The sequence below is a fragment of the Sphingobium sp. genome, assembly GCA_035196065.1.
GTDB classification, from domain to species: Bacteria; Pseudomonadota; Alphaproteobacteria; order Sphingomonadales; family Sphingomonadaceae; genus Sphingorhabdus_B; species Sphingorhabdus_B rara.
The window spans coordinates 1480574-1495637 of sequence record CP136575.1 but is presented as its reverse complement, the minus strand read 5'-3'; the positions used below and the strand labels follow the sequence as shown (position 1 = coordinate 1495637).

Below are 15064 nucleotides of genomic sequence, written 5' to 3'. Positions count from 1 at the left end.
CGCGTTTGGTTCATCTAGTCTCTTGGATCGTAAGATTGTGATTTAGAGAGCCATTTTTAGACTCGCTAAGTGTTTTCAAGATGGCGTGCGCGACATACAAAGCCAGTTTCACGGGTACCGCATTCCCGATTTGTTGCTCAACCTGTGATACCGAGCCTTGAAACTCAAACGTACCAGGGAAAGTCTGAATCTCTGCTCTTTCACGCGTTGTAAGTGGTCGGAGACCTTGGGTGACGGGGGCCTTATCCGCCGGATGCAGGTTGTAAGTTGCCGGAATTGGTCTGTTAACCCGGCGGATCGTAGCAGCAGGTTCGTCGACGCTAAATATTCCGCGTCTCTTATAATTCCTAGGATGTGCGTAATAGAAGTCAAAAGGCGTACGGGGCCCAAAGTGATCACGTACAGTCATTCGTTCGGCCGACAGGCCTTCATCCAGCGCGGAACCGAAGGCATCGTCATGGAGCGACAGATGGCCAATCAAAAAATATCTTTTTCTCATTTGAGGCACACCGACCCGACATGCCTCGATAACCCTACTCGTCAAACCGTATCCAGCATCCCGGAAGACGTCTATGGCATCATAAAGAAACTGACTTCGTTCGATGTTGTAAACGTTTTCCATTACGAAAAGGTGTGGCTTTAAATTTGCAACAATACGTGCAAACTCAACAGTCAGATTTGCTCGATCTGTTGATTTTTTATTGTTTGCAATAGAAAAATCTTGACACGGAGGTCCACCGATTATGACTTCAGGAAAGTATTGTCCAATATGATGTGAACAATAATCAGCATTTGAAAGATCAAGTTCGTGTACAGCGTGTTTGAAGTTTCTTCTATACGTCTCAATAGCAGGAGACCAAACCTCATAAGCAGCAGCCAGCTGAAAACCAGCTTGCTCAAAGCCCAAAGAAAACCCACCACATCCTGAAAATAAATCAACTGTTCTCATTATAATTGACCTAAATCAGAATCAAAATTCTTTATTTTAGTGGCGACGTATTTAGCCAAGTTTACAGGAACTGCGTTTCCGATTAAAGTGTTTAGGTTTGTTTTAACTCCAACAAATTTGAAATTTTTGGGAAACGTTTGAATACGGCTCCGCTCTAAAACTGTTAATCCTCTGAGAGATTCGTTGATCGGAGCCGTGTCATCTTTGTGCCCCGGATATCCTCTTGGCACTGGCCGGTCGACAGCTCTTATGGTCGCGCAAGGTTCATCGACACTAAAAACCCCCCTTCGACTATAATTTGTCGGAACCCGAAAGTAATGATCAATATTGATCTCGTTGCCTAGGTATTCTCTCATAGTAAGCGGCTTGTTCGACAAGCTGGAGGTCAGACTTTTCTCGAGAAACGCATCAACTTGACCGAGGCAACCGATCAAAAACAGTCGTTTACGGCTTTGCGGTACTCCGCAGAACGCAGCATCTAATTGCACCTGGGTGAGGCCGTAGCCTGCTTCTTTAAAAGCGCGCTTAGCGTCTAAGAATACTTCGCTGAACCTCGCTCTTGGTACATTTTCGAATACGAAATAACGAGGGCGCGATAAGATCACGATGTCCGCGTATGCACGTGTCAGGTTTGCACGCTTGCCTCCTGATTGCAGAGGGCCGGCGCTAGAGAAGTCCTGGCATGGCGGACCACCGATGATCACATCCGGTGACAATCGGACTATTTCCGGAATGATGGCAGGATCACTAAGATCTGCTAGTTTGGCTGGATGCGAGAAATTTTGCGTGTAGACCTCGACGGCCGGCAACCAATGGTCGAATGCAGCGACTATTTGGAAACCAGCCTGCTGGAACCCTAGCGACATTCCGCCGCAGCCTGCAAACAAATCCACCGTCCGAAGTGTCGAGCTATCGCCGAAGTCCGAAGATGGATCATACCCATTGGAACTTTGGTGGCTCTCGTGAGCACGATCTGGATCATGGCGGTCGCTCATTTGCAAGCAACGATGCCCCGACATGCAGTGATAAGCGTGCTCTTTTCCCAACAGCGCGTAGCTGCGGCTTCGAAGCTGTCGCCACTGGGCTCCTGCGCCTTCGCATCGCGCCTGGTTTGATTGATCCGACCAACGCTCCATCCGGCTGGGCCAAGGACGCTCTTTGACCGATCTGCTAAAACGGACAGGTCACTCATTTCACATTGCCACACATCGAGCCTCTTTCAACCTTGGAAGGCGACTAAGCACAAATTTGCGCCAATTTCGCGCGACATTCGAAGCCAACTTCGCGGACCAGAATGATGGATTCGCCCTAAGGGCACCACCCACGCGTCGGCCACGCTCATGCCAAAAACATGCCATGAACTCAACGACCTTCTGCCGCGCTGGCAAGGAGATGTCGTAGCAACCTGATGCGTAGCGCCGGTTGAGATGGTAGCGAGAGCCCATAATTTTTAACAGCCAGAGTGTCCGCATCTCTAGCTTAGCATTTTTCTTTTTACGCCGTATCATGCGCCGCCGGAGATCTGGCGAGTGCTCGCGATCTCCTCTCATTCCAAACCTTTACCGAAACAAATCATCCGCGCTGGCATCATGGTCCAAAAGCTTTGCTTGAACGTCAATTGCTATCTGTGACCGAACAAACAAAGAACGTCTACTCAAAAAGTTTCAAACGTCGATGATTTCTGCGCCGGCGTGAAGTGGATTGTACGCGGGCATTTGGTGTGCAGTACCCAGCGGATGCCAGTACCGCGCGCACTGCAACTGCAAGTTCAGCGCCTTTTAGCCGGCCCGCCCAACGCCCACAGTACCGTTATTGTTCATCTCGGAACCGATGCACGCGAGCAGCGCAACCATCCTGTCCCGTTCCTGTTCATTGATGCAGCGGTTCATGGGTAAAGTGGACCAAAAGTCTAGCCACAGCTTTTGCTCTCGCTGCAGATGAATTGCTGGACTATCTTACAAAGCTTAGAATGTGTCCGGTCCACGAGCAGACCGTGGATCAGGCAGTCCTGACCTGCCCGCCAGGGCCTTGGCTGGTGGCGGGTGCTGGCAGTCAGCCGGGCTTCGATCCTGTATACACATAGCACTCGACTTCTGGTGCGACTGGAGCGAGTGGACCCGCGCACGAGTCGCGGTAGGCTGTTAATCGGCTGACGCGCGCCCCTGCTGGTACGGCCGGCGGGGCTTTGGGTGGTGCAGCGGCAAGGTGCTGCTGCAATGGAGACCACCCATTGGATAGACGATTTTACAATCCTGAACAAAGTACAGCGAGCAAGGCCGCTATGGTGCGGGCGATGCTCATGACAGAAGATGGCGCGAGCCTCGCTGAGATCATGCAGGTAACTGGCTGGAAGGCCTGTACGTGTAGGTCATTCCTCACATCTGTGCGCACAAACCGCCGCTACAGACTGCTGCGTTCGAAGGTGACAGGCGTCAGCCGCTATCATCTGGAGATGATGCGGTGAGGGGTGCGGATGAAGATATAGGGCTGCAGCTTACCGCTATTCCCAACTTATCCCTGCCTGATCTGTTGGAGCAGTGGCGCGCTCTTGGCTTTGGTGAAGCACCCCGGCTACCCCTGCCCCTAGTCAAGCGCCTGCTCGCACAGTTGGTGCAGGAACAGACCTATGGTGGGCTTTCAGCGTCAGCAATGCGCAAGCTGGATGCAGCTGCCTATGTGGATGAGAGCGGCATAGCTGTTGGTTCATCTTCACCATCTGCATCATCGAAGCACTCAGCATGCCCCACAGGCGCACATCCATCACCAACATTCTCATCGTCACCGCCCGTTCCAAGGCGCCCCTCCCGGCCCTCCCCTCCTTTACGCCAAGTTACACTTGCAACAGGCACACGCCTTGTACGTGAGTGGAATGGCCGCACGATCAGCGTCGATGTGGTGGGCGATGGCTTTGTCTGGAATGATGTGCGTTATCGCTCCTTGAGCGAGATTGCGCGAACCGTCACCGGTACGCGCTGGTCAGGCCCCAGGTTCTTCGGGATTGCAGGCCGTGGCTGAGAGTTTCAAGCGCTGTGCTGTCTATACGCGTAAGTCGACAGAGGATGGGCTCGAACAGGAGTTTAACAGCCTTGATGCCCAATATGAGGCTTGTGCGGCTTATGCATTGAGCCAGAAGCATGAAGGCTGGCATCTCTTATCCGACCGTTATGATGATGGCGGCTTCTCTGGCGGGAATATGGAACGCCCTGGCCTTAAGCGTCTGCTTGAGGATGTGGCAGATGGCAGGGTCGATATCATCCTTGTCTATAAGATCGACAGATTGACCCGAAGCCTGTCTGACTTTGCCAAAATCGTTGATGTCTTGGATATGGCCAAGGCAAGCTTTGTATCGATCACACAGGCGTTCAACACCACAACCAGCATGGGCAGGCTTACCCTCAACATGCTTCTCTCCTTTGCCCAGTTCGAACGTGAAGTGACCGGCGAGCGGATCAGGGACAAGATCGCTGCCTCCAAGCGCAAGGGGCTATGGATGGGTGGACCACTTCCCTTAGGCTATGATGTCAAAGACCGGCGGCTTGTGATCAATGAGACGGAAGCTGATCTCGTCCGGCATATCTATGCCCGCTATCTGGAACTGGGCTCAGTTGTAGAGCTTGTCGATTATCTCAATGCCAAGGGGTATAAGACCAAGGTTAAACTTGGAGCCAATGGTTCCCAGCGCGGTGGCGGTATCTTCCGACGCGGCATGCTCTATCACTTGCTTGCTAACCCCATTTATCAGGGCAACATCGCCCATAAACAGGATGTCTATCCAGGCGAGCATGATGCGATCGTCACTGACGATATCTGGCAGGCGGTACAGGACAAGCTCAAAGCCAATACGGCAGGCTCATCGCGACGGCTTAAGGGTCAGCAACCCAGTCTGCTGACAGGCATCCTCATCGATAGTGAAGGTCGGGCCATGACCCCCAGCCATGCAAGCAAGGATAAGGGCAAGGGTAAAAGCAGCGTTACTGGCACAACTAACGGCCAAGGCGATGGTGCGCCCGGTAGCAAAGGCCAGACCAAGAGATTGCGCTACCGCTATTATGTGACCCGCCCTGACCTGTACAAAGATCAGCCTGCCTATAGGATCTCAGCACATGATCTGGAGCAGATCGTCACTCAAAGGCTAGCGGCCTATCTTGCCGTACAGTCTAACATCGCATACCTAGCCAGCAGCGACATTGATGCCCACGCCTTGCAGCAGGCGCTCGCAAAGGCAAGCGTAGCCGCAGCAACGCTGCGCAATGGCTCTGTGCAGGCAAAGCATCAGATCATTACCCAGATACTCGCACAGGCTATGCTCCATGAGGACCGGGTAGAGCTTACACTATCGCAATACGGTCTTGCGCAACTTCTCGGCATTCCAGCCAACCCGCAATCCGCGCCCACCATCCTCAGTGTGGCTGCCAACCGCCTGCGGCACGGGCGGCAGATCCGATTGGTCATTGAAGGTGATGGGCCACCTTCGACGGCATTAGCCGGGCCCGCCGGCCCGAAGCCCTCAGCCCAAGTCGCTTTGTCTCAGCAAAGGCAACGCGATACTAACCTAATTGCTGTGCTTGCCGAGGCTCATGCTGCGCGAAAGCTCGTCCTTGCGCATCCCTATACCTCGCTGGCAGAACTCGCCAAACAGCAAGGCACGTCTAGCAAGCATCTCGCCAAACTCATCGAGCTATCCTGTCTCGCCCCAGATATTGTGACCGCGATACTCGCAGGCAAGCAGCCGAGCTCACTGACCACAACTAAGCTACGCACCGCGGCGATCCCGGTCTCTTGGGCTGAGCAGCGAACTTTGTTCCAAATAAGCTAACTCGACAAAACGCGAGAGAGGCGAATCTCGCGCTAACGTCTCCAATTTATCGATGTCAAAAAGCGGCCGAAAAACCGCCACTGGAGACTGGTGCCATTTTAGATGCGCCAAGGCGGCACATAGAAGCTGTCTCCAGCGCAACATCCAACGCGACAAAACCACCAAAAACTGCGCCCTTTCGGGCCCAGTCTGCGACTTTCATCATTGGAGATCAGCCGGTTAAGGGACTGTATGGTGCCCAGAAGAGGACTCGAACCTCCACGCCCTTGCGAGCGCCAGCACCTGAAGCTGGTGCGTCTACCAATTCCGCCATCTGGGCACGGGATGCGGGGCCGCTTATGCTCCGCATCTAGGGTAGGCGCGCTCCTTTAAAGGGTGGGGCGCGCATGTCAACAGGGCGCGCGCGGCTTTTTTGGCAATGACCGTTCGGGAAGCGGTTCCATCTCACAGTCAGGAGTCCCCACCCTCTCTCGCCCACCCTTCCCCCTCCCACCCCTCTTGCCTCGCGCGCGGGGATGGTGCAAAGCGCGCGGCAGTTTCTCCCACGCATAAACGGGCATTTCGATGAGCGATCTCAACGGCAAATTGGTAACGGTTTTTGGCGGCGGCGGCTTTATCGGCCGCTATGTTGTGCAGGCCTTGTGTGATGCGGGCGCGCGGGTGCGCGTGGCTGTGCGCAAGCCGACGCTGGCGGGCCATGTGAAGCCGCTGGGCAATTTGGGTCAGGTATCGCTGTGCGCCGCGGATGTGACCAAGCCGGGCACGGTCGCCAATGCGCTGGCCGGGGCGGATATGGCGGTGAACCTTGTCGGCGCGTTCGACAATATGGATGCCATCCAGCGCGTGGGCGCGGAAATTGTGGCGCAATGCGCAGCAAAGGCAAATGGCGGGGCGGGGCTTGCCGCGCTGGTCCATATGTCTGCCATTGGCGCAGATAGCGAAAGCGACAGCATCTATGGCCGCAGCAAAGGCCAGGGCGAAGATGCCGTGCGCGCCGCCTTTCCGGCTGCAGTCATCCTGCGTCCGTCGATCGTTTTTGGCCGTGAAGACCAGTTTATCAACCGCTTTGCCGGGCTGATCCGCCTGTTGCCGGTGGTGCCGGTGATCGGTGCGGATACGAAATTCCAGCCGGTATTTGTGGGCGATGTGGCCCGTGCCGTCGTCGCGGCGCTGCGCGGTGATGCCCAAGCGGCTGGCCAAACGCTCGAACTGGGCGGGCCGCAGACGCTGTCGATGCTCGATCTCAACCGCTGGATCGCCGCTGCGACCGGCCGGGACAACAAATTGTTCCTTCCCGTGCCCGATGTGGCGGCCAAAGCGCTGGCCTTTGGCACAGGCTGGCTGCCGGGTGCGCCGATCACCGCCGACCAGTATAAGATGCTGGCCAAGGATAATGTGGTGTCGGGCGCCAATGGCCTCGACCGTTTTGGCATTGTCGCGACGCCGATGGACGCGGTCGCGCATGACTGGCTGACGCTGTATCGCAAGCATGGCCGTTTCAGCGGCACGGTTGCGGCTTGATCAAGGCATTTATAGACACACAAAGACTGTCACCCCCGACCTGATCGGGGGGCCATGGCCTGCTGCAACGTTTAGACCGAACGGGCAGAGCATGGATTTCCGCCTTTGCGGGAATGACCAAAAGGGAGTGGGGCAAAACCGATGAGTGAATTTTGGACCGCGGTCATCCTTGGCATTGTTGAGGGCATTACCGAATTTCTGCCGGTATCTTCGACCGGGCATTTAATCCTTGCCAGCGAGTTGATGGGTTATGATGCCGGGCGCTGGGCATTGTTCAACATTGCGATCCAGCCGGGCGCAATTCTTGCGATCGTCGTGCTCTATTGGCGCACCTTTTGGGAAGTGTTCACCGGCCTTTTCCGCTGGGATGCCAAGTCCGTGGCCTTTACCCGCAACCTTTTGCTCGCCTTCATTCCTGCCGCGATCCTTGGCCTTGCCCTTGGCGATGCGATTGAAATGATGCTGGAAAATGCGGTGATCGTTGCCTGGGCGCTGATCATCGGCGGGGTCGCGATCCTGATTGTCGAACGTTTTGCCAAGACGCAGGATATGGGCGGGGTTTCCGAAATCAGCTGGCAAAGGAGCGCGCTGGTCGGCGTGGTGCAATGCCTTGCGATGATCCCCGGCGTGTCGCGTTCGGGCGCGACGATATTGGGCGCGATGGCGATGGGTGTTGATCGCAAAACGGCCGCCGAATTCAGCTTCTTCCTCGCACTGCCAACGCTGACCGGGGCAACCGTGCTGCAGATGTACAAGCATCGCGACGCGATTAACGCCGGTGAACTGCAACTGATTGCGGTGGGCTTTGTCGTTTCCTTCTTTGTCGCTTGGGCGGTGGTGAAGGCCTTCCTTGCGGTGGTGACGCGCTATGGCTTTGGACCCTTTGCCTGGTACCGAATCGCGGCGGGGATTGCGGCCTTGGTCTGGCTGCAGGGGCGGTAAGGGCCGAAACGGACCTATTAATACGTAATAAAATTACACAGCACAGGAAGGATGCTTCAAAGAGCCTGAAATAGGACAGTATATTTGCCCTATCTTACCCAAAAGGCCTTGAACATAGCTCCGATGCTCCGCTATGTGTCCCTCTATATTGAGGGAACAGACGATGGCGCACGAACGCATGCTCAAATTTGTCGGCACCGGCCAGGCCTTCCCCGAAAAACGGGAAGCGACCTTGCGCGCCGAAGATTTTCAGGAAATCGCCAACCGTTATGCCCCCGAAAAAGCGGCAGAGCAGGCTTCGCGCTGTTCACAATGCGGCGTTCCTTATTGTTCGGTGCATTGCCCGCTGGGCAACCACATCCCCGATTGGCTGCGACTCACCGCCGAAGGCCGCTTGAAAGAAGCCTATGAGCTTTCGAACCTGACCAGCACTATGCCCGAAATCTGCGGTCGCATCTGCCCGCAGGATCGGCTGTGCGAAGGCAATTGCGTGATCGAATTTTCCGGCCATGGTGCCGTCACCATCGGCAGCGTCGAAAAATATATCACCGACACCGCTTGGGAAAATGGCTGGGTCGAACCGGTTGAGATCGGACGAGCCAACGGAATGTCGGTCGGCATTATCGGCGCAGGCCCTGCTGGCCTGACTGCCGCCGAATATCTGCGCACCGCCGGCTATGCGGTCCATATCTATGACCGTTATGACCGTGCCGGGGGCCTCCTCACTTATGGCATCCCGGGCTTCAAGCTGGAAAAGGACGTGGTGATGCGCCGCGTCGAACGGCTCAAAGAAGCGGGCATCATCTTCCACACCCATTTCGAGGTCGGCCGCGATGCCAGCCTCGATGAATTGCGCGCCCGCCATGACAGCGTGCTGATCGCCACCGGGGTCTACAAGGCGCGGGACATCAAGACGCCAGGCATCGGTCTTTCGGGCATCCATGCCGCGCTTGATTACCTGACGGCATCAAACCGCAAAAATTTTGGCGATCCCGTCCCCGCATTTGACGACGGCACGCTGAATGCAGAGGGCAAGCATGTTGTCGTCATCGGCGGCGGTGATACCGCAATGGATTGTGTACGCACCGCGATCCGCCAAGGTGCGAAGTCGGTGAAGTGCCTTTATCGCCGCGACCGCGACAATATGCCGGGATCGCAGCGCGAAGTCGCCAATGCCGAGGAAGAAGGCGTTGAGTTCATCTGGCTGTCCGCACCCAAAGCCTTTGGCGGCACAGACGCGGTTGAAAAGATGCATGTGTCGAAAATGCGCCTTGGCGCGACCGACGCCAGCGGCCGCCGCAGCCCGGAACAGGATCCGGAAGGCGATTTCATAATCGATGCCGACATGGTGATCACGGCGCTGGGATTTGAACCCGAAGATCTGCCCAATCTGTTCGGCGCGCCCGATCTGAACGTCACCCGCTGGGGCACGATCCGCGCCGATCATGGCACCGGCATGACCAATCTGCCCGGGGTTTTTGCTGTCGGCGATATTGTCCGCGGCGCGAGCCTCGTCGTCTGGGCGATCAAGGACGGCCGTGACGTCGTCGAACATATGCACCGCTGGATGAAGGCGAACCAGCATCATGAAAGGACCGCAGCATGATCCGTAATTGCATTTTTGCGCTGGCCGCAGGTACCGCAACCATCACCCTGCCCGCACCCATTCTCGCGCAAGAGGTGGCTACCGAGGCAGCACCTGTTGATCTCGCACGGCTGACGTTGGCACAGGGCATAGCTGGCCAGTTGATCCCGCCCGGCACCTATCAGAAGATCATGAAGGATGTATCCGAGCAGATGGCATCCGCGATGATTGACCAGATGATGGGGATGGATGCAGCGACCATGATGGGCACGGCAGGTGGCGATGCTGCGGAGGGTAAAGAGGGCAAGTCCGTTGGCGAACTCGCCGCTGCATCCGATCCCCATTTCAAGGAACGGATGGATATCACCATGCGGGTGATGTTTGATGAAATGGGCAAGATGATGAACGAGATGGAGCCCGTCGCGCGCGATGCCCTCGCCAAGGTCTATGCCCGCCGCTATTCGGCGCAGCAATTGACCGACATGAAAGTCTTTTTCGCAACGCCCAGCGGCTCTGCCTTTGCAGCGGATTTCATGGCGACATTTTCTGATCCAGAAATGATGCAGGCGATGATGGGGCAGATGCCCAAAATCATCGAAGCGATGCCCGAAATGATGAAGAAGGTGGAAGCGGCAACCGCCCATCTGCCGCCACTGCCCAAGCCCGACGCTGCGGGCGACGAACAAAGCCTCTGACCGATTGGCCGTGACATGACCTACCCTCTCCCCACTCCCGAACATGAACGTCTTGCCCGTGAAGGAATGTATCGCCCCGAATTTGAAGGCGATGCCTGCGGCGTGGGTCTGGTAACGGCGACCGATGGCAAGCCTTCACGCCGGGTGGTGGCGGCGGGGATTGAAGCGCTCAAGGCTGTTTGGCACCGCGGCGCAGTCGATGCAGATGGCAAGACCGGCGACGGTGCGGGCCTGCATGTCGACCTGCCGGTACGTTTCTTTGACGATGCAATCACTGCCGCCGGGCACAAGCCGCGGCCAAACCGGCTGGCGGTGGGCATGGTCTTTTTGCCGCGCACCGATCTGGGCGCGCAAGAGGCCTGCCGGACGATCGTTGAGGCGGAGATCATCGAGGCAGGCTATACCATCTATGGCTGGCGGCAGGTGCCGGTCGATGTCTCGGTGATTGGCGACAAGGCACAACGCACCCGCCCCGAAATCGAGCAGATCATGATTGCCGGGCCACACATCGACGGGCCAGATTCGGTCGACGCAACCGAGTTTGAAAAGAACCTCTATCTCATCCGTCGCCGGATCGAGAAGAAGGTGATCGCTGCGCAAATCCGCGATTTCTATATTTGCAGCCTGTCGTGCCAGTCGATCGTCTATAAGGGCCTGTTCCTCGCGGAATCGCTGTCGATCTTTTACCCTGACTTGCAGGACGAACGCTTTGAAAGCCGCGTTGCGATTTTCCACCAGCGTTATTCAACCAACACTTTCCCGCAATGGTGGCTGGCACAGCCATTCCGCGCGCTGGCCCATAATGGCGAGATCAATACCATCCGCGGCAACCAGAACTGGATGAAAAGCCACGAGATCAAAATGGCATCGATCGCATTTGGCGACCATAGCGACGATATCAAGCCCGTGATCCCTGCCGGCGCATCCGATACTGGCGCATTGGACGCGGTGTTCGAAACGCTGGTGCGTTCGGGCAAGGAAGCGCCGACGGCCAAGCTGATGCTGATCCCGGAAGCCTGGCAATCCAACCCCAATCTGCCCGCCAACCACAAGGCCATGTACGAATATATGGCCAGCGTGATGGAGCCATGGGATGGCCCGGCCGCTCTCGCCATGACCGACGGCCATTGGGCAGTTGCCGGCGTTGATCGCAACGCACTGCGCCCCTTGCGTTACAGCCGCACCAATGACGGGCTTTTGATCATCGGTTCGGAAACGGGGATGGTCGTGGTGCCCGAAAACACCATTGTCGAAAAAGGGCGGCTTGGCCCCGGCCAGATGATCGCGGTCAACCTGGATGAAGGAAAGCTCTATCGCGACGATGAACTGAAGGACAGGACCGCCGCCGAACAGGATTATGCCAAGCTGGTCGGCGGTTTCCGCCGCATATCCGACCTGCCCGAGGGCAAGGATGAAGCGACTGACTGGACCCGCGCTGAACTGACGCGGCGGCAGGTTGCGGCAGGCATGACGCTTGAGGATATGGAAATGATCCTCAGCCCGATGGTCGAGGATGCCAAGGAAGCCGTTGGCAGCATGGGCGACGATACTCCGCTGGCGGTGATTTCCGATAAGCCGCGCATCATCAGCCAGTTTTTCCGCCAGAATTTCAGCCAGGTTACCAACCCGCCGATCGATTCTTTGCGCGAACGGCATGTGATGAGCCTGAAGACGCGTTTCTCCAACCTTGCCAATATTCTGGATGTGGCCGGGCAGAATAGCGATGTCCTTGTGCTCGACAGCCCTGTCCTGACCAATGCCGAATGGGGCCGGTTGAAGGCAGCCTTTGGCAAATCCGCCGCCGAAATTGACTGCACCTACAAGGTCGCCGAGGGGCAGGAGGGTCTGCGCGCCGCAATCCGCCGCATCCGCGATGCTGCCGAGGCTGCCGTACGTTCGGGCCAGACCGAATTATTCCTGACCGATATCGGCATTGATGAAGGCCGCGTCGCCATTCCAATGATCCTTGCAGCCGCAGCGGTGCACACCCACCTCGTGCGTGCCGGCCTTCGCAGCTATGCGTCGGTCAATGTGCGTTCGGCCGAATGCCTCGATACCCATTATTTCGCGGTCCTGATCGGCGTCGGCGCAACGACGGTGAATGCCTATCTGGCAGAGGCCGCCATTGCCAACCGTCATGCACGCGGCCTGTTTGGCGGCATGGCTTTCGCTCAGGCGCTCGAAAATTATCGCACCGCGATCAACGAAGGTCTTTTGAAGATCATGTCGAAAATGGGGATTGCGGTGATCTCCAGCTATCGCGGCGGCTATAATTTCGAGGCGGTCGGTCTGAGCCGCGCACTCGTCAATGATTTCTTCCCCGGCATGCCAAACAAGATTTCGGGCGAAGGTTACCAGTCGCTGTTCGTCAACGCCGCTGAACGCCATGCAGAAGCCTATGATGCGGCTGTCGCACGCCTGCCGATTGGCGGCTTCTACAAGCAGCGCAAGGATGGTGAGGCCCATGCCTATTCGGCAGGGTTGATGCACTTGTTGCAAAGCTCTGTCGCCAAAGACAGCTATTCAACCTATTTGCAATTCTCCGCCGGCGTGCGGGAATTGCCACCCGTCTATCTGCGCGACCTGATGGAATTCAATTATCCCAAGGCTGGCGTGCCGCTGGACGAGGTTGAGGCGATCACCGAGATTCGCAAGCGCTTTGTAACACCGGGCATGTCGTTGGGCGCGCTTTCACCCGAGGCGCATGAGACGCTGGCTATCGCGATGAACCGGATCGGTGCCAAGGCCGTTTCGGGCGAAGGCGGTGAGGATAGCAAGCGTTTCAAACCTTATGAAAATGGCGACAATGCCAATAGCGTGATCAAACAGATTGCCAGCGGCCGTTTCGGCGTCACCGCCGAATATCTGGGTGCGTGCGAGGAAATCGAGATTAAGGTGGCCCAGGGTGCTAAGCCCGGCGAAGGTGGGCAGCTTCCCGGTTTCAAAGTGACCGAGATGATCGCGCGGCTGCGCCATTCGACGCCCGGCGTCACCCTGATCTCCCCGCCCCCGCACCATGACATTTATTCGATCGAGGATCTGGCGCAGCTGATCTATGACCTCAAGCAGATCAACCCGCGCGCGCGGGTCTGTGTGAAGCTGGTGAGCGCCGCAGGGATTGGCACGATCGCGGCCGGCGTTGCCAAGGCGCATGCCGACGTGATCCTCGTATCGGGCAATGTTGGCGGCACTGGCGCAAGCCCGCTGACCAGCATCAAATATGCCGGTACGCCGTGGGAAATGGGCCTATCCGAAGCCAATCAGGTGCTGACGCTCAATGGCCTTCGCCACCGGGTGAAATTGCGCACCGACGGCGGGCTGAAAACCGGCCGCGACATTGTGATCGCGGCGATCCTTGGTGCCGAGGAATATGGCATTGGTACGCTGAGTCTTGTGGCCATGGGCTGCATCATGGTGCGGCAATGCCATTCGAACACCTGCCCCGTCGGCGTCTGCGTGCAGGATGAAAAGCTGCGTGCGAAATTTACCGGCACCCCCGAAAAGGTAATCAACCTGATGACCTTTATTGCAGAGGAAGTGCGCGAAATACTGGCCAAGCTGGGCTTCCGTTCGCTGGACGAAGTGATTGGCCGCACCGAATTGCTGCGTCAGATCAATCGCGGGGCAGAACATCTGGACGACCTTGATCTCAACCCGATCCTTGCCAAGGTCGACGCCCCCGATGCAGCGCGGCGTTTCCATATTGACGGGTTCCGCAACGAAGTGCCCGACAGCCTTGATGCGCAGATATTGAAGGACGCGCGGCCCGTATTCGACCGGCGCGAAAAGATGCAGCTGACCTATAATGTCCGCAACACGCATCGCGCGGTCGGCACAAGGCTGAGCTCGGAAATCACGCGTCTATACGGGATGAAGGGGCTTGCCGATGATCATGTGCAGGTCCGCCTGCGCGGATCGGCCGGCCAGTCCTTGGGTGCTTTCCTGTGCCAAGGGATCACGCTCGAAGTATTTGGCGATGCCAATGACTATGTCGGCAAGGGGCTTTCGGGTGGCAAGATCATCGTCCGCCCGACGGTGAGTTCGAACCTGGAAAGCCAGCTGAATTCGATCATCGGCAACACGGTGCTGTATGGCGCGACCAGCGGAAAACTGTTTGCCGCGGGGCAGGCGGGTGAACGCTTTGCCGTGCGCAATTCGGGCGCGACCGTTGTTGTCGAAGGCGCCGGGGCCAATGCCTGCGAGTATATGACCGGCGGAACTGCGGTGATCCTGGGCGAGACCGGCAGCAATTTCGGCGCGGGCATGACCGGCGGCATGGCCTTCATCCTTGATCCCGATGGCCGCTTTGAATCGCGCGCCAACCCTGACAGCATCGTCTGGCAACGGCTCGACAGCGTCTATTGGGAAGCGCAGCTGAAGGCGCTCGTCGCCGAACATGCGCAGGCCACCGACAGTCCATGGTCAAATTCGATCATCGAAGATTGGGAAAGGCGGCGCGGGGAATTCTGGCAGGTCTGCCCGAAGGAAATGCTCACACGGCTAACCCACCCGCTGTCAGATGCTGTCCAAAGCGTCGCTGCGGAATAGTGCGCAGC

General features: G+C 57.1%; 10 protein-coding genes and 1 tRNA gene. 8 read left to right on the top strand and 3 right to left on the bottom strand.

The window, feature by feature from the left end:
* Nucleotides 1-10: 10 nt before the first annotated feature.
* Both RSE16_07290 and RSE16_07285 read right to left on the bottom strand, forming a co-directional pair.
* A complete protein-coding gene (locus RSE16_07290; protein WRH77256.1) occupies nt 11-949 on the bottom strand; it encodes a DNA cytosine methyltransferase in 939 nt (312 codons plus the stop codon).
* Nucleotides 949-2085 carry a DNA cytosine methyltransferase gene (locus RSE16_07285; protein ID WRH77255.1) on the bottom strand — a complete coding sequence of 379 codons (1137 nt, stop codon included), beginning with the start codon at nt 2083-2085 and terminating at the stop codon, nt 949-951. Before RSE16_07285 ends, RSE16_07290 begins: the two co-directional genes overlap by 1 nt.
* A gap of 1094 nt (nt 2086-3179) precedes the next feature.
* Here RSE16_07285 and RSE16_07280 point away from each other — a divergent pair.
* From RSE16_07280 to RSE16_07270, 3 genes are read left to right on the top strand one after another with little or no spacing between them, the layout of a single operon-like run.
* Complete coding sequence (locus tag RSE16_07280) at nt 3180-3413, top strand: DUF3489 domain-containing protein (protein WRH77254.1); 234 nt, start codon at nt 3180-3182, stop codon at nt 3411-3413.
* On the top strand, nt 3410-3964 hold the full coding sequence (locus RSE16_07275; GenBank protein ID WRH77253.1) for a DUF2924 domain-containing protein: 555 nt from the start codon (nt 3410-3412) through the stop codon (nt 3962-3964). Before RSE16_07280 ends, RSE16_07275 begins: the two co-directional genes overlap by 4 nt.
* The gene (locus RSE16_07270) at nt 3957-5765 is read left to right on the top strand and encodes a recombinase family protein (protein ID WRH77252.1); all 1809 of its coding nucleotides are present in this window, start codon (nt 3957-3959) and stop codon (nt 5763-5765) included. Before RSE16_07275 ends, RSE16_07270 begins: the two co-directional genes overlap by 8 nt.
* Before the next feature lie 232 nt (nt 5766-5997).
* On the opposite strand, the gene RSE16_07265 is transcribed toward RSE16_07270, so the two are convergent.
* Nucleotides 5998-6084: transfer RNA gene (locus RSE16_07265), tRNA-Leu, on the bottom strand.
* Between the two features lie 245 nt (nt 6085-6329).
* On the opposite strand from RSE16_07265, the gene RSE16_07260 reads away from it, so the two are divergent.
* From RSE16_07260 to gltB, 5 genes are all read left to right on the top strand, one after another.
* A complete protein-coding gene (locus RSE16_07260) occupies nt 6330-7286 on the top strand; it encodes a complex I NDUFA9 subunit family protein (GenBank protein ID WRH77251.1) in 957 nt (318 codons plus the stop codon).
* A gap of 141 nt (nt 7287-7427) precedes the next feature.
* Nucleotides 7428-8228: an undecaprenyl-diphosphate phosphatase gene (locus tag RSE16_07255; GenBank protein WRH77250.1), complete on the top strand. Its 801-nt coding sequence runs from the start codon at nt 7428-7430 to the stop codon at nt 8226-8228.
* A gap of 163 nt (nt 8229-8391) precedes the next feature.
* Entirely contained in the window at nt 8392-9834 is a 1443-nt protein-coding gene (locus RSE16_07250; GenBank protein WRH77249.1) for an NAD(P)-dependent oxidoreductase, read from the top strand.
* On the top strand, nt 9831-10508 hold the full coding sequence (locus RSE16_07245) for a DUF2059 domain-containing protein (GenBank protein WRH77248.1): 678 nt from the start codon (nt 9831-9833) through the stop codon (nt 10506-10508). The genes RSE16_07250 and RSE16_07245 overlap by 4 nt, the downstream gene beginning before the upstream one ends.
* 15 nt (nt 10509-10523) lie before the next feature.
* The gene (gltB, locus tag RSE16_07240) at nt 10524-15056 is read left to right on the top strand and encodes a glutamate synthase large subunit (GenBank protein WRH77247.1); all 4533 of its coding nucleotides are present in this window, start codon (nt 10524-10526) and stop codon (nt 15054-15056) included.
* Nucleotides 15057-15064 lie beyond the last annotated feature (8 nt).